Raw genomic sequence first — 18,737 nt, forward strand, 5'->3', positions numbered from 1 at the left:
GGAGAAGGCTCATGACGCTGCCCGCCCCCTATCCGCCGCTGGTGTCGGGCGGCGACGGTCTGGAGCGTTATCCGGCCGAGCCTGCCGCGCTGGCAGCCCGCATGGCCGCCCTCTACGGCGTCGTCGCCGATCAGGTGCTGCCGACGCGCGGGCTGACGCACGGGCTGGAGCTGGTCTGGCGTCTGGCCGCGCGCGACGGGCTGAAGGTTCAGGCGCCGGACGCAGAGCCCTATCAGGGACTGGCCGCCCTCTACGCCCGCCCGGCCGACGACGCCGATACAGCCGCTGTAATCATCCGCGCCCTCGGCTCGCCCGAGGCCGTGGCCGAGATGGCCGAGCGCGTCGCCCCCGCCCTGCTGGTCGTGGACGAGGGGCTGGTCGAGTTCGCCGAAGCGCCCTCGGCCGCCGCCGTGGTGAAGGACCACGCCAATCTGATCGTGCTGCGCAGCCTGTCGCTGGCCTATGGGCTGGCCGGGGCGCGGGTCGGGGCGGCGGTCGCGCAGGCGCAGACGCTGGCGCGGCTGACCGGCGTGCTGGAGCCCTACGCCCTGCCCGAGGTTTCGGTGCGACTGGCGATGCAGGCGCTGGATCCGTCGCGGATGATGGAGACGGCCGAACGCATCAGCGGCCTGCGCCGCGAACGCGCCCGCGTCGCCGAGGCCCTGTCGCGCATCATGGCGCTGGAGGCCGGAGTCGGGCCGGTCATCATCGCCAAGCCCTCGGACCCGGCGGGAGCCGTGGAGGCTCTGCGCCGCTATGGCCTGAGCGCCGATCCGGCGGGCGAGCGGCTGCGCCTGCCCGTCTCGCTGAAGCCCGAGGTCAATGATCGCCTGCTGACCGCCCTGGGCGCCGCCAGCCCCGGCGCGCGCCGCAACCGCATCGGTCAGGCCATCCGCGACACCAGGGAAACGCGCATCGTCTGCACCGTCGATCTGGACAGCGCCGGGCCGGTGAAGATCGAAACCGGCGTCGGCTTCTTCGACCACATGATCGAACAGGTGGCGGCGCATGGCGGGTTCTCGATCCGTCTGGCGTGCGAAGGCGACCTGCACATCGACCCGCACCACACGATCGAGGATTGCGCCATTGCTCTGGGTCAGGCGTTGAAACAGGCGCTGGGCGAGCGGCGCGGCATCGGCCGCTACGGCTTCGTCCTGCCGATGGACGAGGCGGAAGCGTCCGTCTCCATCGACCTGTCGGGGCGGCCCTATCCGGTGTTCGAGGGGACGTTCGCCACGCCGATGCTGGGCGATTACCGCACCGATCTGACGGCGCACGTCGTGCGATCGCTGGCTGAAAATCTGGGGGCGGCGGTCCACGTCCGCGTCACCGGCGACGACGACCACCACAAGACCGAGGCCGTGTTCAAGGCGCTGGGCCGCGCCCTGCGTCAGGCCATCCGCGTCGAGGGCGATGTGGTGCCCAGCACCAAGGGCGTGCTGTGATGGCGCCCGCCGCTGTTTCCCTTCTCCCCTTGAGGGAGAAGGTGGGCGCCGGAGGCGCTCGGATGAGGGGTGTGCTGACTTCGCCCTCCGCCGCCTCATGCGCGGGAGCCGCCCCCTCATCCGTCTCGCTGCGCGAGCCACCTTCTCCCACGAGGGGAGAAGGGCGATGAACGTCACCCTGATCGGCTACGGCTCAGGCAATGTGGCCTCGGTGCGGTTCGCTTTGGAGCGGCTGGGCGCGCGGGTGCGGATCACCGACGATCCCGCTGATGTGACCGAGGCCGAGCGGATCATTCTGCCCGGCGTCGGCGCGGCCGGTTACGCCATGCAGCGGCTGAAAGCGCTGGGTCTGGTCGAGCCGCTGCGGCGCTTCTCGCGCCCCTTGCTGGGCGTCTGTCTGGGCCAGCAGTTGCTGTTCGAGACCAGTGCGGAAGATGACGATGCTGAGAATGGGGGCGCCGACCTGCTGGGTCTGATCCCCGGCCGGGTCGAGGCCATCCTGCCCGCCCCGTCGCGCCCTTCGCCGCACATGGGGTGGAGCCGTCTGACGATCCGTCGCGAGGACCCGCTGCTGGACGGCGTCCAGTCCGGCGACTGGGCCTACTTCGTTCACGGATATGTCTGTCCCGACGGCCCGGCGACCCTCGCCGCCGCCGATTACGGCGCGCCCGTGCCTGCGGTGGTCAACAGCGCCAACCGCTGGGGCTGCCAGTTCCACCCGGAACGCTCGGCCGCGCCCGGCGCGCGTATTCTGAAGAACTTTCTGGAGTTGCCCGCGTGATCGTCTATCCCGCCATCGATCTGAAGGACGGCGTCTGCGTGCGGCTGATGCACGGGCGGTTCGATCAGGTGACACGTTATGACGACGCGCCGCCCGCGCGACTGGCGGCCTTCGCGGCAGAGGGCGCCCAGTGGATCCACGTGGTCGATCTGGACGGCGCCGAGGCCGGACGCGCCATGCAGCACGGCCTGATCGGAGAACTGGCGGCCAGCGTCGCGGTGAAGATCCAGTCGGGCGGCGGCGTGCGCTCTGAAGACGATGTCGAGCGTCTGCTGGCGGCGGGCGTCAGCCGCGTCGTGGTCGGATCGCTGGCCGTGACGAAGTCGGACGAGGTGCTGGCCTGGCTGGATCGTTTCGGGTCCGAGCGCATCACCCTGGCGCTGGATGTCAAATATGAGGACGGGGTTCCGGTCCCTGCGCTCAAGGGCTGGACCCAGTCGGCGGGCGTCGATCTGTGGAGCGTGCTGGAGCGCTATCCGTCAGAATTGCTGACGCATGTGCTGATGACCGATGTAGGCCGCGACGGCGCCCTGACGGGGCCGAACCTCGACCTGCTGGGCGAGGCGCGGGCGCGGCGGCCGGAGCTGAAGATACAGGCGTCAGGCGGGGTGGCGACGCTGGATGATCTGACCGCCGCGCGCGCCATCGGCTGCGACGGCGCCATCGTCGGACGGGCCATCTATGAGGGCCGCTTCACCGTGGCCGAGGCGCTGAAGGCGGCAGCTCAATGACCGCCCATTTCTGCATGGGGGCGGTCCGATGACCGCCCGGCGCATCATCCCCTGCCTCGACGTCAAGGACGGCCGGGTGGTCAAGGGCGTGCGGTTCGAGGGGCACGTCGACATGGGCGACGCCGCTGAACTGGCCGCGCGCTATTGCGACCAAGGCGCCGACGAACTGGTCTTCTACGACATCACCGCCAGCCCGGAAAGGCGGACGCTGGACTATGGCTGGGTGCAGGACATCGCCCGTCTGCTGGACATTCCCTTCTGCGTGGCGGGCGGCATCCGCACGGTGGAACAGGCGGCGCGCTGCCTCGATCACGGCGCAGACAAGGTGTCGATCAACTCGCCCGCGCTGGAGCGGCCCGAACTGATCGGCGAGATGGCCGCGCGGCTGGGGCGCCAGTGCGTCGTCGTCGGCGTCGACAGCGCCTTTCAGGACGGCGAATGGCGGGTGCATCAATACACCGGCGACCCGAACGCACGCCGTGGCGCCGGGCGGCTGACGATGGAGTGGATCGTCGAGGCGCAAGAACTGGGCGCGGGCGAGATCGTGCTGAACTGCATCGATCAGGACGGGGTGCGCAAAGGGTATGACGTGGCGCAGCTGGCCGAGGCGAGGCGGCGGCTGACCATTCCGCTGGTGGCGTCCGGCGGAGCGGGCGCGGTGGAGCATTTCCGCGAGGTGTTCGTGGAGGCGGACGTATCGGGCGCGCTGGCGGCCAGCGTGTTTCACTCGGGCGCGATCACAGTGCCGGAGTTGAAGCGTTATCTGGATGAGCAGGGCGTGGAGGTGAGAATATGACGACCATCGGATTCCTTCTCCCCTCGTGGGAGAAGGCGGCTCGCGCAGCGAGACGGATGAGGGGGACGTCAGCTTCGCCCTCCACCGTCTCGCCTGCGGACACAGCCCCCTCATCCGAGCGCCTCCGGCGCCCACCTTCTCCCACGAGGGGAGAAGGAAGATGAGCCTCGACATTTCCCGGATCGACTTCGCCAAGGGCGGCGGCCTGATCCCGGCCGTGGTGCAGAACGCCGACACCCTGCAGGTGCTGACGCTGGCCTATATGGACGAGGCGGCGCTGCGCGAAACGCTGGACAGCGGCCAGGCCACCTTCTTCTCGCGCTCGCGCGGGGGGCGGTGGCGCAAGGGCGAAACGTCAGGGAATTGCCTCAACGTCGTCTCGGTGACGCCCGACTGCGACGGCGACGCCGTGGTGGTGAAGGTGCGCCCGATCGGCAACGCCTGCCACCTGAACCGCATCAGCTGTTTCGGCGACGAGGATGCGCCGGGACTGGGCCGCATCGGGCGGCTGGAGCGCACCATCCATGTCCGGGCGCAAGCCGATCCCAACGACAGCTGGACCGCGCGCCTGATCGCGCAAGGCCCCAAACGCGCCGCGCAAAAGGTCGGCGAAGAGGGCGTCGAGACGGCTCTGGCCGGGGCGGCGGGAGATAATGCGGAACTCGCCAGCGAGGCGGCGGATTTGATCTATCACCTGCTGGTGCTTCTGCATGCGCGTGACATGGTGTTTCAGGACGTGCTGGACGTCTTGGCCCGGAGGGCGGAACCGGCCACGATAAAGGCCGACGGCAAAGGCTGACGGCCCGCCATGCGGGTCGACCTCGGACGAAGGAGACCTGAATGGCGGCGCTGATACTGTTCGGAGGCGGGGGCGACCTCGCCCTGCGGATGCTTCTGCCGTCGCTGTATTTCCTGGATCACGACGGCCTGCTGCCGGACGGGCTGAAGATCATCGCCGCCGCCCGCACTGAAGAGACGACCGAGGCCTATCTGGATCGGGTGCGCGCGGCGGTTCAGCCCCGCGCCGAAGCCGACGACGCCTGGAGCGAAGACAGCTGGCGGCGTCTGACCGGGCGGCTGGACTACATGGCCGTCGACGCCACCGACGCCGAAAATCTGAAGCCTCTGAAGGCGCGCTGTGGCGCGGGTGCGATCACGGCCTTTCTGGCGGTGTCGCCGTCGCTGTACGGCCGCATCGTCACGGCGATGAAGGCCGCCGGTTTGGCCGGGCCGGACGACCGCATCGTGCTGGAAAAGCCGGTCGGTCGCGATCTGGAAAGCTTCCGAGAAATCGACGATGCGGTGGCTGACGCCTTTGACGAACGGCAGGTGTTCCGCATCGACCACTATCTCGGCAAGGAGACGGTGCAGAACCTGATCGCCCTGCGCTTCGGCAACGCCATCTTCGAGCCGCTGTGGAACAGCCTGACCATCGACCATGTGCAGATCACGGTCGGCGAGACGGTCGGCGTCGGCGACCGCTGGCCCTATTACGACGAATACGGTGCCCTGCGCGACATGGTGCAGAACCATATGCTGCAGCTGCTGTGCCTGGTGGCGATGGAGCCGCCCAGCGATCTGGACCCCGACTCGGTGCGCAATGAGAAGGTGAAGGTGCTGCGTTCGCTTCGCCCCGTCATGGCTGAGGACGCCGAGCGCGTCACCGTGCGTGGCCAGTATACGGCCGGAGAGGTCGAGGGACGCCCGGTCGAGAGCTACCGGACCGAGCGCGGTCAGCCGTCGGACATCGAAACCTTCGTCGCCATACGCGCCGATATCGACAACTGGCGCTGGGCGGGGGTGCCCTTCTTCATGCGGACCGGCAAGCGGCTGGCCGAAAAGCGCACCGAGATCGTCATCCAGTTCAAGCCGGTGCCCCACTCCATCTTCGGCCACGGCGAGCGAGGCGACATCTATGACAACCGGCTGGTGATCGAACTTCAGCCGGACGAGGACATCGCCCTGTCGGTGATGACCAAGAAGCCGGGGCTGGAGCAGCGGATGCAGCTTCAACCGATCCGAATGAGCCTGTCGTGGGGCCAAGACGGCAAGGACGGCGCCCCGCCCCGCCGCCGCGTCGCTTATGAGCGGCTGCTGCTGGACGCCCTGCATGACGACTCCACCCTGTTCGTGCGCCGTGACGAGGCCGAGCAGGCCTGGAAATGGGTCGATGAGGTGGCCGACGCCTGGGCGTGTCGCGAGTGTCGGCCGCTGGATTATGCGGCGGGAAGCTGGGGACCGGAGGCGGCGGACGTGCTGCTGTCGCGCACGGGCCGGAAGTGGAACGTGAGATGAGAAACGCCAACGCCCTTTCTTCTCCCCTCGGGGGAGAAGGTGGCCTGCGAAGCAGGACGGATGAGGGGGCTGTGTCATCACGCAGGACGGCGGAGGGTGGTGCTAACGTCCCCCTCATCCGAGCCGCGCTGCGGCCCACCTTCTCCCCCGAGGGGAGAAGGAAGGTGTCGGCATGATCCAGAGCTTTCCCACCCGCGAGGCATGGACCGAGGCCGCCGCGGATCGGCTGGCCGCGGCGCTGGCGGAGGCGCTGGCCGCCGACGGCCGCGCCCTGTTCGCCGGGTCGGGCGGGTCGACGCCCTCGCCCATCTATGCGCGGTTGGCGCAGGCCGATCTCGACTGGGCCAGCGTCACGGCGACGCTGGTGGACGAGCGTTATGTGCCCGAGGCTTCGCCAGACTCGAACGCGGCCCTGTTGAAGCACGACCTGTTGACCGGCCCTGCCGCCGCCGCGCGGTTCATCCCCCTCTACAGCCCTGCCGTGACGGTGGATCGGGCGGCCGCTCTCGCGTCGCAGGCGCTGGCCGCCGAGGGGCGGGCGCTGGACGCCGTCCTGCTGGGCATGGGCGAGGACGGGCATATCTGCTCCATGTTTCCCGGCAGTCCGACGCTGACCACCCTGCTGACGCCCGGCCTGAAACCCGCCGTCTATGGCGTGCCCGCCGGGCGCGACGGCGTGGCGCCGCCGCAGGAGCGGCTGACGCTCAATCTGCCGTGGCTGGCTGGGGCTCGATGTGTGGTGCTGGCCCTGACGGGCGCCAAGAAGCACGCCGTGTTCGAGCGTGAGGCGGCGGGCGACCCCGCCGTAAGCCCCATCGCCGCCCTGATCGCGGCGAACGCCCCCCTTGAAGTGTTCTGGACGGAGGCCGACTGATGGCGCTCAATCCTGTGGTGGCGGAAGTCACCGCCCGCATCGTCGAACGCAGCCGCAAGACCCGCGCCGACTATCTGCGCCGCATGGACGCGGCGACCGGATCGGGGTCCGGCCGGGCCAAACTGTCCTGCGCCAACTGGGCCCACGCCTTCGCCGGACAGACGGTGGCGGACAAGCTGACGGCCATGACCGGCGCCCAGCCCAACCTCGGCGTCGTCACCGCCTATAACGACATGCTGTCGGCGCATCAGCCGTTCGAGCGCTTCCCCGACATCATCCGCAAGGCTGCGCGCGAGGTCGGCGCCACGGCGCAGGTGGCGGGCGGAACCCCGGCCATGTGCGACGGCGTCACCCAGGGGCGTCCCGGCATGGAGCTGAGCCTGTTCAGCCGCGACGTCATCGCCATGTCGACGGGGGTGGCCCTGAGCCACGACGCCTTCGACGCCGCCCTGATGCTGGGGGTGTGCGACAAGATCGTGCCGGGCCTGTTCATGGGGGCGCTGGCGTTCGGCCATCTGCCCGTCGTCTTCGCCCCGGCCGGGCCGATGCCCAGCGGCATCCCCAATGCCGAGAAGGCCCGGGTGCGCGCTGAATATGCGCAAGGGTTGATCGATCGCGCCGAGCTGCTGAAAAGCGAGATCGCCTCCTATCATTCGCCCGGCACCTGCACCTTCTACGGCACGGCCAACTCCAATCAGATGATGATGGAGATCGCCGGACTGCATATGCCGTCCACCGCCTTCGTTCACCCGGATACTGGGCTGCGCGACACCCTGACGGCGGCGGCGGCCCAGCGGGCGATCGAGCTGGCGCGCGAAGGCAAAGGTCGCATGGCCGACGTCGTGTCGGAAAAGACCATCGTCAACATGATCGTGGCCCTGCTGGCCACCGGCGGATCGACCAACCACGCCATCCATCTGGTCGCCATGGCGCGGGCGGCTGGCGTGCTGATCGACTGGACCGACATGGACCAGTTGTCCTCGGTCACGCCGCTGCTGGCGCGGGTCTATCCGAACGGGTCGGCCGATGTGAACGCCTTTCAGGTGGCGGGCGGGGTGGCCTTCGTCACCCGCGAACTGGTCGAGGCGGGCCATCTGCACCCCGATGTGACGACCATCATGGGTCAGGGTCTGGAGCCTTATTTCCGCGAACCGAGGTTGGAGGACGGCGCGCTCGTCTGGCGCGACACGGTGAAGGAGAGTCTGGACCTGACCATCCTGCGCCCCGCCTCTGACCCGTTCGACCGCGAGGGCGGGCTGCGGCTGGTGCAGGGCGACCTCGGCCGGGCGGTGATCAAGATCTCGGCGGTCAAGCCCGAGAACCGCATCGTCGAGGCCCCCGCCGCCGTGTTCGAGACGCAGGAGGACGCGCTTCAGGCCTTCAAGGACGGCAAGCTGAACCGCGACGTGGTGGTGGTGCTGCGCTTTCAGGGGCCGCGCGCCAACGGGATGCCGGAACTGCATAGCCTGTCCCCGGCGCTCGGCGTGCTGCAGGACAAGGGCTTCAGGGTCGCCTTCGTCACCGACGGCCGGATGTCGGGCGCCAGCGGCAAGACGCCCGCCGCCATCCACGTCAGCCCCGAGGCGCTGGCGGGCGGGCCGCTGGCCCATGTGCGCGACGGCGACCTGATCCGGCTGGACCCCGAGGCGGGGGTGCTGACCACCGTGGGCGTCGGCGACCTGAGCGCGCGTCCGGCGGCGGTGCGATCGCGCGCCCATGCCGAGGGTTCGTCATGGGGCTATGGCCGCGAACTGTTCGGCGCCTTCCGCCACATGGTCGGGGCGGCCGAGGACGGCGCCAGCGTCTGTTTCGCCCTGCCCGTCGGATCAGGCGGCGAGGACGACGGCCCGCCCGATCCGAACCTTGTCGACCGCGCCGTGGACGCCTGAAGGAGGCGCCGATGACACAGCCCCTGTTTCTGGTCGGCGACGTGGGCGGCACCAACGCCCGTTTCGCCCTGGCCCGCGAGGTCGACGGCCGCCCGGTGCTGGAGCATTTCCAGCGCTTTCCGGCCGAGGCCCACCCGACGTTTCTGGAAGGGGTTCAGGCCTATCTGGACGGCTGTCCGGTCAGGCCGACCGGCGGCGTCATCGCCGTGGCCGGACCGGTCACGGACGGCGCCATCGACCTGACCAACTCGCCCTGGCGGGTGTCGGAGGGCGAGCTTCAGACGCTGGGCCTGAACCCGGTGCGGCTGATCAACGACTTTGAGGCCCTTGCCTGGGGCGCGCCGGGGCTGACGGGGGATGATCTGGCCTCGCTGGGCGGGCCGGACGCAGGCGATCCGCACGCCGCCATCGCGCTGGTCGGGCCGGGGACGGGGTTCGGCGTTTCGATCCTGGCGCGCGATGCTCAGGGACGCGAAATGGCCCTGCCCGGAGAGGGCGGCCACGCCTGTTTCGCTCCCGGAGACGAGATTGAGGACGAGGTGCTGCGCATCCTGCGCCGCCGGTTTGGCCGCGTGTCGATCGAGCGGCTGATCTGCGGACCGGGGCTGGTGAACCTGCATCAGGCGCTGGCCGAGATGGACGGACGAGAGTCCGCCATAGACGATCCGGCGCAGATCACGGCGGGTGCGATGGCCGATGCTAACAGCGCGTGCGCCATCACCCTGAACCGCTTCTGCGCCATGCTGGGGGCCGTGGCGGGCGACATCGCACTGACCGCCGGGGCGCGCGGCGGGGTCTATGTGGCGGGCGGCATCGTCCCGCGCATCCTGCCCTTCATTCAGGCCAGCCCCTTCAGGGACAGGTTCGAGAACAAGGGGCGGTTCCGGGACTATATGGCCGCCATTCCAACACGCGTGATCCTGCACAAACAGGCAGCCTTACTGGGTGCAGCGCGGGCGGCGTTCGCGGCAAAAGTGTGAAAAAAGTTCACGGCGACGTGAACCCTAAGTGAAGCGCGGCGTTATTCGAGCCTCAGATGCACTTGGAAAAGGACTTCCCATGAAGAAGATCGCCCTTACCGCCGCCGCCCTGTTCGCTGTCGCCGGCCTCGCCGCCTGCCAGAGCCCGACCGAAAAGGCCGCAGACAGCCGCGCTGATGCGGTCGAAGCCCAGGGCGACGCCGCCGCCGACCAGCTGAACGCCCAGGCTGACGCCACCGTCGCCCAGGCTCAGGCTCAGGCCGACGCCGTCAAGGCCGACGCCGAACATCAGGCTGAGGCCCTGAAGAACGAAGCCGACAACGCCCAGAAGGCTGCGGGCGAGCGCGCGGACGCCATCAAGGACGCCGCAAAGGACGCGCCCAAGGCCAACTAAGGCGGCGCATCCTGACCGACAGAAGGGTCCCCGCCGCGAACGCGACGGGGGCCTTTTTCATGATTGTCGTTCAGACTGAGCCCCTCGTTCTCCCGCTCATCCCGGCGGACGCCGGGACCCAGCGAGGAAGCCAGACCAAAGCCTGACCGCTAGACCGCACGCTCTGAAGCCAAAGCGCTGGGTCCCGGCGTCCGCCGGGATGAGCGGGGTGAGCGAAGTATGGGGACCTCAATCAACGCAGATCGTCGGGCGCGCCTTGCCGTCGCGAATGACGGTGCGACAGCCGAAGCGGTTGCTGTCCGCCGAGCAGACGCCGTGCACGACGCCCGCCTGATCGGGTTCAGCGCCGGAGGCGGCCAGGCACTCGCCCTGACACTGGGCCGCATCGGTGCAGGCCCGGCCCGCATCGTCGTAACGGACGACGCACCGCACCGACTGCGCCCGACCGACAGGGCGCATCACCCCGCCACGCGCGGCGCAGGCCGCAGCCTCGCTCGACGCGGCGGGCGCTTCAGCGGCCGAGGGCGCGCAGGCGCCCAGCGCCAGCAGGGCGAACAGAGCCAGCGCGGCGGACGGCCCGAACCTCACCCGACCTTGCCCTTTTCAAAGCCGGTCCAGCAGTCGTCGTAGTCCAGCTGCATCAACGGCGTCTGTTCGGCCCATTGCGTCGTGCGGATCGGCATCCGCGTCTCGAACATGAAGGCCAGGGTGTTCTCGATCCTGTGCGGCTTGAGGTCCGCCTTGGTCGCGCCGTCCCAGCTGGCCTGATCGGGTCCGTGGCCGCTCATGCGGTTGTGCAGCGAGGCACCGCCGGGGGCGAAGCCGCCCGCCTTGGCGTCGTATTCGCCGAAGATCAGCCCCATGAACTCGCTCATGACGTTGCGATGGAACCACGGCGGGCGGAAGGTGTCCTCGGCCACCATCCAGCGCGGCGGGAAGATGACGAAGTCGCAGTTGGCCGTGCCCGGCGTGTCCGACGGCGAGGTCAGAACGGTGAAGATCGACGGGTCCGGGTGGTCGAAGCTGACCGTACCGATGGTGTTGAACCGCGCCGTGTCATAGCGGCAGGGGGCGTAGTTGCCGTGCCAGGCCACAACGTCCAGCGGGCTGTGGTCGAAGGTGGTGGCCCACAGCTTGCCCCCGTATTTCTGAACGCACTCCGTCGGGCGATCCACGTCCTCGAAGGCGGCGACCGGCGTCTCGAAATCGCGCGGATTGGCCAGGCCGTTGGAGCCGATGGGGCCGAGGTCCGGCAGGCGGAAGGGCGCGCCGTAGTTCTCGCAGACATAACCGCGAACCTCACCGTCCACCTCGACCCGGAAGCGGACGCCGCGCGGGATGACGACGATGTGGCCGGGCGCGGCCTCGATCACACCCATCTCGGTGACGAAGCGCTGCGCCCCCTGCTGCGGCACGATCAGCAACTCGCCGTCAGCCGAATAGAAGACGCGATCGACCATCGAACGGTTGGCGACATAGAGGTGGACGCCCACCCCTGTCCCGGAATCGGCGCAACCGTTGCCGCCATAGGTCGTCAGCCCCTCGACCCAGTCGGTCGGCTGGTCCGGCATGGGCAGCGGATCCCAGCGCATCCGGTTGGGATTGGGCGGCGTCTCGGTGAAGGGGCCGGAGCGCACCTTCCCTTGCGCGAACGGCTGATACGGCCCGTGCTGGGCCGACGGACGCAGGCGATAGAGCCAGCTGCGCAGATTGTGATCGCGCGGGGCGGTGAAGGCCGTGCCCGACAACTGTTCGGCATAGAGGCCCAGCGCGGGGCGCTGCGGCGAGTTGCGGCCGACCGGCAGGGCGCGGTCCACCGCCTCAGTGGCGAAGTGGTTGGCGAAGCCTGTCTGATAGGCGGGCGCGTTGGATCGCGTCATGTGATTTCTCCCTTACCGGGAGGTGTAGCGAGTGAATCCCGCGCCGTCATCCTGAGCCGCACGGCTTTGCCCTGGATCAATCGGTATATGGCATCATCCTTCTCCCCTTGAGGGAGAAGGTGGCTTGCGGAGCAAGACGGATGAGGGGTGTTAGCGCCGACCTTCGACGTGTCGGCGCACCGCGTCGAACACGAGGTTCGGATTCTGCAGTATCGCGGAGTTGTCGAAGCGCAGCACCGTATAACCAGTCTCGGCCAGCCATGCGTCACGGTCGGCGTCGCGCGCCTCGGTCAACCGATGAACCCCGCCATCGACTTCGACGACCAGCTTATGCGCATGACAGGCGAAATCTGCGACATAGGGTCCGATCGGAACCTGCCTGCGGAATTTGACGCCATGCAGCCGTCGATCTTTCAGCAGCAGCCAGACCGCGGCTTCAGTATCAGTCGGCGCGCGACGTGACCGGCGGGCGAAGACGCGGTTTCTGGCGGAGGGCTTCTCCATAGAGTACAGCTTAACCGTGTCAGGACGCGCTGACACCCCTCATCCGACCTGCTCCGCAGGCCACCTTCTCCCTCAGGGGGAGAAGGAGTTAAAAGCCCTGGGCGCGGGCAAGACGTTCGGCGTGGAAATGGGCGTCGCCGAGCAGCTCGTTCAGGACGCGGACCCGCTTCATGAACAGACCGACGTCGAACTCATCCGTCATGCCGACGCCGCCGTGCATCTGGACCGCCTCCTGCACCGCCAGTTCGGCGACGCGACCGGCCTTGGCCTTGGCGATTCCGGCGGCCTGTTCGGCGTCGGGGCGGCCCGCGTCGATGGCCTGAAGCGCGGCCAAAGTCGCGGCCTTGGCCAGCTCCAGCTCAGTGAATAGATGGGCGGCGCGGTGCTGCAGGGCCTGAAACTCGCCGATCCGTTTGCCGAACTGCTTGCGGGTTTTCAGATAGTCCAACGTTACCCTGAACGCCTGATCCCCCGCCCCGACCAGCGACGAAGCGGCGCAGGCGCGGCCCAGCGTCAGGGCGGCGTCCAGCGGCCCCTGCCCTTCGCCCACCGCGCCGATGACGGCGTCGGCGTCGACCTGAACGTCCGCCAAGGTCAAGCGGGCGGCGTTGTGAGCGTCGACCATGACGGTGCGCTCGACCGAGACGCCCGGCGTCGCCGGATCGATCAGGAACAGGGTCAGGCCTTCGTCAGTTTGCGCCGCGACGATCAGGGCGTCGGCGACATGGCCGTCCAACACGAAGCCCTTGGCGCCGTTCAGCTTGAAGCCGTTGCCCGAGCGTTCGGCGCGCGCAGCGATCTTCGCGGGCGCGTGTTTGGGCCCTTCGTCGACGGCGAGGCTGAGGATGGCCTCGCCCGCCGCGATCCGGCCCAGCCATTGCTTCTGCGCCTCTGATCCCGTCGCCTTCAACACGGTCGCCGCCAGCACGGACGAGCCCATGAAGGGCGAGGGCGTCAGGGTGCGTCCCAGACTTTCGGCGATGACGCCCGCCTCGACGGCGCCGAGGCCCGAGCCGCCGTCTTCCTCAGGGATGACGACGCCGGAAAAGCCCATTTCGCCGAACGCCCGCCACAGGTCGCGTGAGACGCCGTCAGGGTCGCGGCTGTCGCGCAGTTTCCGCAGGTGGGCGATGGGCGCGCGTTCGTTCAGGAAGCCGTCGGCGGCGTCCTGCAGCATAAGCTGCTCTTCGGTCAGGATCAGGGGCATGGGCTCAGGCTCCCGGCAGTTGCAGCAGGTGTTTGGCGATGATGTTCAGCTGGACTTCGCTGGTGCCGCCCTCGATGGAGTTGGCCTTGGTGCGCAGCCAGTCTCGGGCGGCCTGACCATCGTTCGAGCGCTCGCCCTCCCATTCCAGCGCGTCCGATCCGCCAGCCGCCATGGCCAGTTCGTGGCGGCGCTTGTTCAGCTCCGAGCCGTAGTATTTGAGCATGGAGGCGATGGCGGGGTGGGCCTGTTTCGCCTTCATCTGATCGCCCGCCCGCTCCATCGCCAGACGGAAGGCGGCGGCGTCGATGTCATAGTCGGCGATGCGGGCGCGCAGCAGCGGCTCGTCCAGCCGCCCGGCTTCATCCAACCCCAGATTGTCGGCCGCGACCTGCCCCAGCGGTCGGCCGACCCCGGTGTCGCCCATGGCGCCGATCATGGTCCGCTCATGCGCCAGCAGGGCCTTGGCCACGTCCCAGCCGCGGTTCAGCGTACCGATCAGGTTTTCTTTCTCGACACGCACGTCGTCGAAGAAGGTCTCGCAGAAAGGCGACTTGCCGCTGATGAGCGTGATGGGCCGCGTGGTCACGCCCGGCGTCGCCATGTCGAACAGAACGAAGCTGATGCCCAGATGCTTGGGCGCCTCGGGATCAGTGCGGACCAGGCAGAAGATCCAGTCGGCCTTGTCAGCGTAGGAGGTCCAGATCTTCTGGCCGTTGACGATCCAGTGGTCGCCCTGGTCCACCGCGCGGGTCTGGACGGAGGCGAGGTCAGAGCCTGCGCCCGGCTCGGAATAGCCCTGACACCAGCGGATTTCGCCGCGCACGATGGGCGGCAGGAAGCGCTGCTTCTGTTCCTCGGTCCCGAAGGCCAGCAGGGCCGGGCCCAGCATCCAGACGCCGAAGCTGAACAGGGGCGCCCGCGCCTTGATGCGGCGCATTTCTGCGGCCAGCACCTTGGCTTCTTCGCGGTTCAGCCCGCCGCCGCCGTATTCGCGCGGCCATTCCGGCGCGGTCCAGCCGCGCGCGGCCATGCGGTCCAGCCAGACCTTGTGCGCAGGGGTCGGGAAGACGGCGTTGCGCCCGCCCCAGACCATATCGGCCTCGCCCGCCCCGGCGCCGCGGCATTCGGGCGGGCAGTTCGCCTCCAGCCAGTCGCGCGTCTCAGCGCGGAACGTCTCCAGATCGGCCATGACCGTCCTCCCTCGCGTTCTTGCTTGAGAGAGACGCTAGCCGGTCCTTTTTAAAAACGGAACAGGGTTTCTCCCTCCCCGTCCCGGGGAGGGTGGCTGAGCCTGAAGGGCGAGGCCGGGTGGGGCGGCGTGGCTATTCAGGCGCAGGGGCGGATGGCTGCGGCGGGATAGAAGAATTGCGGCGCTCAGGATCACCAGGCCCTCCCCACCCGGTCGCTGCGCGACCACCCTCCCCGGACGGGGAGGGAGAGGCGTGTGCGTCTGCTACTTCTTCGTCGGCATGAAGGGCGAAAAGGTGATGACGGTGAAAGTGTCGCGGATGTGGGGGCGCGTCTGCACCTGCTTGGTCACGAAGGTGCCGATGTCGGCGTCCTTGGGCAGCTGGAACTTGGCCAGCAGATCGTGCTGGCCCGAAGTCGAATAGACCTCGCTCACATTCTCGACATTGTCGACCAGATCGGCCGCAACATCGTTGGCGTAGCCCAACTCGCATTTGATGAAGACGAAAATGGCGGTCATCATGGCCTTCAAGCCTCCCGTTCAAGCGGAGGTCTCTAGCGGATGGAGACGACATGGGTAAGGCTTTGTCGCCCGAGGCGACGCAGAACGAACGGGCCGCGGCCTATGAGGCGGCCTATAACAACCGCGCCCGCGTGCCGGGACACCCCGCCATTCTGGACCGCTGGCGCAAGGATTCGCTGCGGGCGATCGACGCCCGGCGGCCCGAGACGATCGAATACGGCCCGTCCGAGCGACAGAAGATGGAGTGGTTCGACGCCGGCTCCGGCGCGCCGGTCGCCGTCTTCATGCACGGCGGTTACTGGCAGGCGCTGGACCGGGGCTGGTTCGCCTGGGTAGCGCCCGCCTTGCTGGAACACGGGATCAGCGTCGCCGTGCCGGGCTATGATCTGGCGCCGGGCGTCGCGGTCGGAAAGATCATCGGCCAGATGCGCGCGGCGACGGAGGCCGTGCGCGCCCGCACCGGCAAGCGCCCCCTGGTGTTCGGCCATTCGGTCGGCGGCCATATGGCGGCGGGGATGCTGTCCGAAGGACGGGCTCGCGGGGCGCTGGCGATCTCGGGCGTGTTCGATCTGGAGCCGCTGATCCATACCTCGCTGAATGAGGCGCTGGGGCTGGATACGCCGGTCGCCCGCGCCCTGTCGCCGATCCACTGGCCCGCGCCGAACGGGGCGACGCCGGGCGGCACGACGCTGGACTGCTGGGTCGGCGGCGATGAGAGCAATGAGTTCGTGCGACAGAGCCGTGAGATGGCCGCCGTCTGGGGCGGCAAGGGCGCCGACACCCGCGTCGAGATCGTGGACGGCGCCGACCACTTCACCGTGCTGGACCCTCTGGCTGACGCCGACAGCGCCATGGTGAAGCGGCTGGTGGAACTGGCGACCGCCGAATAGGCTTCGGCTGTCAGGCTGTAAGGAGTTTTCATGCGTCACGACCGCCTCGCCGTGCTGACCGCCATCGAGACGCAAGGGGTGGTGCCCGTCTTCTACCACCCCGACGTCGAGGTCTGCGCCGAAGTCATCCGGGCCTGCGCGCGCGGCGGCGCGCGGGCGGTGGAGTTCACCAACCGCGGCGACTTTGCGTGGGAGACGTTCACCGCCCTGTCGAAGGAATTCGCGCGGACGGACCCGGATATCCTGCTGGGCGTCGGCTCGATCCTGGATGCGCCGACGGCGGCCCTCTATCTGGCGTCGGGCGCGCGGTTCGTGGTCAGCCCGTGTCTGGTTCCCGAGGTGGCGCAGATCTGTAACCGGCGGATGGTCGCCTATGCGCCGGGCTGTGGTTCGGTGCGCGATATCTCCGAGGCGCAAGGTCTGGGCTGCGAGATCGTCAAGCTGTTCCCCGGCGCCTCGGTCGGCGGGGCGGACTTCGTCCGGGCAGTGCTGGGACCGATGCCGTGGACCAAGATCATGCCGACCGGCGGGGTCGAGCCGGACGAAGCCTCCATCCGCGACTGGTTCGGCGCAGGCATCGTCGCGGCGGGCATGGGATCCAAGCTGATCACCAAGACCGCCATCGAGGCGAAGGACTGGGCGGGGATAGAGGCGCAGGTGCGCCGGACAGTCGACGCGATCGCGGCGTTCAGGAAGATGGGCTGACCTTCTCCCTCCCCGTCCCGGGGAGGGTGGCTGAGGCCGTCAGGCCGAAGCCGGGTGGGGGCGGCTAGGCTATTCAAACGCCGAGGCCAGGATCGCCTGGCCCTCCCCACCCGGTCTCCGCTTCGCTCCGACCACCCTCCCCGTCCCGGGGAGGGAGAAGGTCGCGCTCAAGCAGCGAGCCGCCGCGCGGCAAGCGATAGCGCACAAAAAAGACCCCGCCGTCGCCAGCGGGGCCTCTTCATATTCAGACGCCAGCGCCGATCAGGCGGCGGCTTCGCCCTTGGCGGCCAGCTTGGCCTGATGGGCGGCCATGCCGGCGGCGATCAGCTCGGCGGCTTCGCCCGCGTCGCCCCAGCCGTTGACCGTGACCGACTTGCCCTTCTCCAGATCCTTGTAGCGGGTGAAGAAGTGCTCGATCTGCTCGATCAGGATGGCGGGCAGCTGACGGTAGCTGGAAACCTCGGTGTAGTAGGGGTTCAGCTTGTCGACCGGCACGGCCAGGATCTTTTCATCGCCGCCGGCTTCGTCGACCATCTTCAGCACGCCGATGGGGCGCGAGCGGATGACGCAGCCCGGCACCACCGGCGTCGGGTTCAGCACGATCACGTCGCAGGGGTCGCCGTCGTCCGACAGGGTGTGCGGCACAAAGCCGTAGTTGCCCGGATAGTACATGGCGGTGTGCAGGAAGCGGTCGACGAACAGGGCGCCCGACTCCTTGTCCATCTCATACTTCACCGGCAGGCCGCCCTGCGGAATCTCGATGATGACGTTGATGTCCCACGGAGCGTTAGGGCCGACCGGGATGGCGTCGATGTTCATGGTACGCTCTTGTTGCAGGTGCGAACGGGGAGATTTGACGCGCGTGATAAGCTTTGCGCGGCTTTACGGCAAGCGTCGCGGCGATCAAGCTTGCCTTGCGAGGGCCGACGTGGCGTCAATCAGGCATGAGTCTGTTTGATTGGATCGCCCTGTTCGTCTTTGTCATAGCCTGGCTGGGCTATGGCCCGCTGATCCGCGTGACCGCGCGGCGCAGCGGTTCGCTCAACATGGACATGCTGTCGGTGCGCGACGCCTGGATGCGCGCCATGACCCATCGCGAGATGCGATTGATCGACAGCCAGCTGCTGGGCCATTCCATCAACTCGGGCTCCTTCTTCGCCTCGACCAATCTGCTGCTGATCGCCGCCGTGGCGGGCGTGCTGTTCGGAGGCGAGGCGGCCATGCGCGGTTTCGCCGCTGTCGGCGCCGAGACCGTGGCCCCGCGCCTGATGGAGGCCAAGCTGGCGCTGGTGCTGGTGTGTCTGGCGCGCGGCTTCCTCGACTTCATCTGGGCGCTGCGCCAGTTGAACTACACCGTCGCCCTGATCGGCGCCGCGCCCGAAATCCACGAGGAGGCCGATCGCGTCGCCTATGGCCGGGCCGTGGCGCGGGTGCTGAACCCCGCCCTGACCAACTTCAATCAGGGCGTTCGCGGCTATTATTTCGCCCTGGCCGCCGCCGCATGGCTGTTCGGGCCGCTGTGGCTGCTGCTGGGCGCGGTTTCGGTGTTCGCCCTGCTGGCCTGGCGTCAGTTGGCCTCGCCCGCCGCCAGCGCCATCCGTCAGGCCCGGCGCCTGCTGGAACGCGGCTGACCATCTCGCAAGTGCGAAATAAAC

20 protein-coding genes are annotated in these 18,737 nt (G+C 68.5%); 13 read left to right on the top strand and 7 right to left on the bottom strand.

The genetic code is table 11. The features are described 5' to 3' along the window. The first annotated feature begins 11 nt into the window (after positions 1-11). The 10 genes from hisB to ACORJG_RS12600 all read left to right on the top strand — a co-directional run bounded on the left by hisB (position 12) and on the right by ACORJG_RS12600 (position 10,185). A complete protein-coding gene (gene hisB, locus ACORJG_RS12555) occupies positions 12-1,445 on the top strand; it encodes an imidazoleglycerol-phosphate dehydratase HisB (protein WP_427789478.1) in 1,434 nt (477 codons plus the stop codon). Positions 1,446-1,611: 166 nt separating this feature from the next. Next, positions 1,612-2,226, top strand: coding sequence for an imidazole glycerol phosphate synthase subunit HisH (gene hisH / locus ACORJG_RS12560; protein ID WP_427789479.1), 615 nt, complete (start codon positions 1,612-1,614; stop codon positions 2,224-2,226). Continuing rightward, the gene (hisA, locus tag ACORJG_RS12565) at positions 2,223-2,957 is read left to right on the top strand and encodes a 1-(5-phosphoribosyl)-5-[(5-phosphoribosylamino)methylideneamino]imidazole-4-carboxamide isomerase (RefSeq protein ID WP_427789481.1); all 735 of its coding nucleotides are present in this window, start codon (positions 2,223-2,225) and stop codon (positions 2,955-2,957) included. Before hisH ends, hisA begins: the two co-directional genes overlap by 4 nt. Before the next feature lie 28 nt (positions 2,958-2,985). Beyond that, positions 2,986-3,753, top strand: a complete 768-nt coding sequence (hisF, locus tag ACORJG_RS12570) for an imidazole glycerol phosphate synthase subunit HisF (RefSeq protein WP_427789483.1) — start codon at positions 2,986-2,988, stop codon at positions 3,751-3,753. Positions 3,754-3,913: 160 nt separating this feature from the next. Then, positions 3,914-4,552, top strand: a complete 639-nt coding sequence (hisIE, locus tag ACORJG_RS12575) for a bifunctional phosphoribosyl-AMP cyclohydrolase/phosphoribosyl-ATP diphosphatase HisIE (protein WP_427789485.1) — start codon at positions 3,914-3,916, stop codon at positions 4,550-4,552. Positions 4,553-4,593: 41 nt separating this feature from the next. Continuing rightward, positions 4,594-6,048, top strand: a complete 1,455-nt coding sequence (gene zwf / locus ACORJG_RS12580) for a glucose-6-phosphate dehydrogenase (RefSeq protein WP_427789487.1) — start codon at positions 4,594-4,596, stop codon at positions 6,046-6,048. A 172-nt stretch (positions 6,049-6,220) separates the two neighbouring features. Next, the gene (gene pgl / locus ACORJG_RS12585) at positions 6,221-6,922 is read left to right on the top strand and encodes a 6-phosphogluconolactonase (protein WP_427789488.1); all 702 of its coding nucleotides are present in this window, start codon (positions 6,221-6,223) and stop codon (positions 6,920-6,922) included. Further along, the gene (gene edd, locus ACORJG_RS12590; protein ID WP_427789490.1) at positions 6,922-8,811 is read left to right on the top strand and encodes a phosphogluconate dehydratase; all 1,890 of its coding nucleotides are present in this window, start codon (positions 6,922-6,924) and stop codon (positions 8,809-8,811) included. The genes pgl and edd overlap by 1 nt, the downstream gene beginning before the upstream one ends. A gap of 11 nt (positions 8,812-8,822) precedes the next feature. Next, complete coding sequence (gene glk / locus ACORJG_RS12595) at positions 8,823-9,791, top strand: glucokinase (protein ID WP_427789491.1); 969 nt, start codon at positions 8,823-8,825, stop codon at positions 9,789-9,791. A 79-nt stretch (positions 9,792-9,870) separates the two neighbouring features. Then, a complete protein-coding gene (locus tag ACORJG_RS12600; protein ID WP_427789492.1) occupies positions 9,871-10,185 on the top strand; it encodes a hypothetical protein in 315 nt (104 codons plus the stop codon). A 228-nt stretch (positions 10,186-10,413) separates the two neighbouring features. Here the strand turns inward: ACORJG_RS12600 and ACORJG_RS12605 are convergent, their stop codons facing one another. The 6 genes from ACORJG_RS12605 to ACORJG_RS12630 all read right to left on the bottom strand — a co-directional run bounded on the left by ACORJG_RS12605 (position 10,414) and on the right by ACORJG_RS12630 (position 15,487). Then, positions 10,414-10,773 carry a hypothetical protein gene (locus ACORJG_RS12605; RefSeq protein WP_427789493.1) on the bottom strand — a complete coding sequence of 120 codons (360 nt, stop codon included), beginning with the start codon at positions 10,771-10,773 and terminating at the stop codon, positions 10,414-10,416. After that, on the bottom strand, positions 10,770-12,065 hold the full coding sequence (hmgA, locus tag ACORJG_RS12610; RefSeq protein WP_427789495.1) for a homogentisate 1,2-dioxygenase: 1,296 nt from the start codon (positions 12,063-12,065) through the stop codon (positions 10,770-10,772). The genes ACORJG_RS12605 and hmgA overlap by 4 nt, the downstream gene beginning before the upstream one ends. Before the next feature lie 150 nt (positions 12,066-12,215). Beyond that, on the bottom strand, positions 12,216-12,569 hold the full coding sequence (locus tag ACORJG_RS12615) for an endonuclease domain-containing protein (protein WP_427789497.1): 354 nt from the start codon (positions 12,567-12,569) through the stop codon (positions 12,216-12,218). An 88-nt stretch (positions 12,570-12,657) separates the two neighbouring features. Further along, on the bottom strand, positions 12,658-13,776 hold the full coding sequence (locus tag ACORJG_RS12620; protein WP_427789499.1) for an acyl-CoA dehydrogenase family protein: 1,119 nt from the start codon (positions 13,774-13,776) through the stop codon (positions 12,658-12,660). A gap of 4 nt (positions 13,777-13,780) precedes the next feature. Continuing rightward, a complete protein-coding gene (locus tag ACORJG_RS12625) occupies positions 13,781-14,965 on the bottom strand; it encodes an acyl-CoA dehydrogenase family protein (protein ID WP_427789501.1) in 1,185 nt (394 codons plus the stop codon). 264 nt (positions 14,966-15,229) lie between these two features. Further along, positions 15,230-15,487 carry an Lrp/AsnC ligand binding domain-containing protein gene (locus ACORJG_RS12630; RefSeq protein WP_427789503.1) on the bottom strand — a complete coding sequence of 86 codons (258 nt, stop codon included), beginning with the start codon at positions 15,485-15,487 and terminating at the stop codon, positions 15,230-15,232. Between the two features lie 50 nt (positions 15,488-15,537). On the opposite strand from ACORJG_RS12630, the gene ACORJG_RS12635 reads away from it, so the two are divergent. Both ACORJG_RS12635 and ACORJG_RS12640 read left to right on the top strand, forming a co-directional pair. Further along, positions 15,538-16,377, top strand: coding sequence for an alpha/beta hydrolase (locus ACORJG_RS12635; RefSeq protein ID WP_427789505.1), 840 nt, complete (start codon positions 15,538-15,540; stop codon positions 16,375-16,377). 30 nt (positions 16,378-16,407) lie between these two features. After that, a complete protein-coding gene (locus ACORJG_RS12640) occupies positions 16,408-17,082 on the top strand; it encodes a bifunctional 4-hydroxy-2-oxoglutarate aldolase/2-dehydro-3-deoxy-phosphogluconate aldolase (RefSeq protein WP_427789507.1) in 675 nt (224 codons plus the stop codon). Positions 17,083-17,343: 261 nt separating this feature from the next. Here the strand turns inward: ACORJG_RS12640 and ppa are convergent, their stop codons facing one another. Further along, positions 17,344-17,901, bottom strand: coding sequence for an inorganic diphosphatase (gene ppa, locus ACORJG_RS12645; protein WP_125902163.1), 558 nt, complete (start codon positions 17,899-17,901; stop codon positions 17,344-17,346). Positions 17,902-18,026: 125 nt separating this feature from the next. On the opposite strand from ppa, the gene ACORJG_RS12650 reads away from it, so the two are divergent. Next, a complete protein-coding gene (locus ACORJG_RS12650; protein WP_427789510.1) occupies positions 18,027-18,713 on the top strand; it encodes a DUF599 domain-containing protein in 687 nt (228 codons plus the stop codon). The last annotated feature ends 24 nt before the right edge of the window (positions 18,714-18,737 follow it).

This window comes from Brevundimonas diminuta, from assembly GCF_050310045.1.
GTDB classification, from domain to species: Bacteria; Pseudomonadota; Alphaproteobacteria; order Caulobacterales; family Caulobacteraceae; genus Brevundimonas; species Brevundimonas diminuta_F.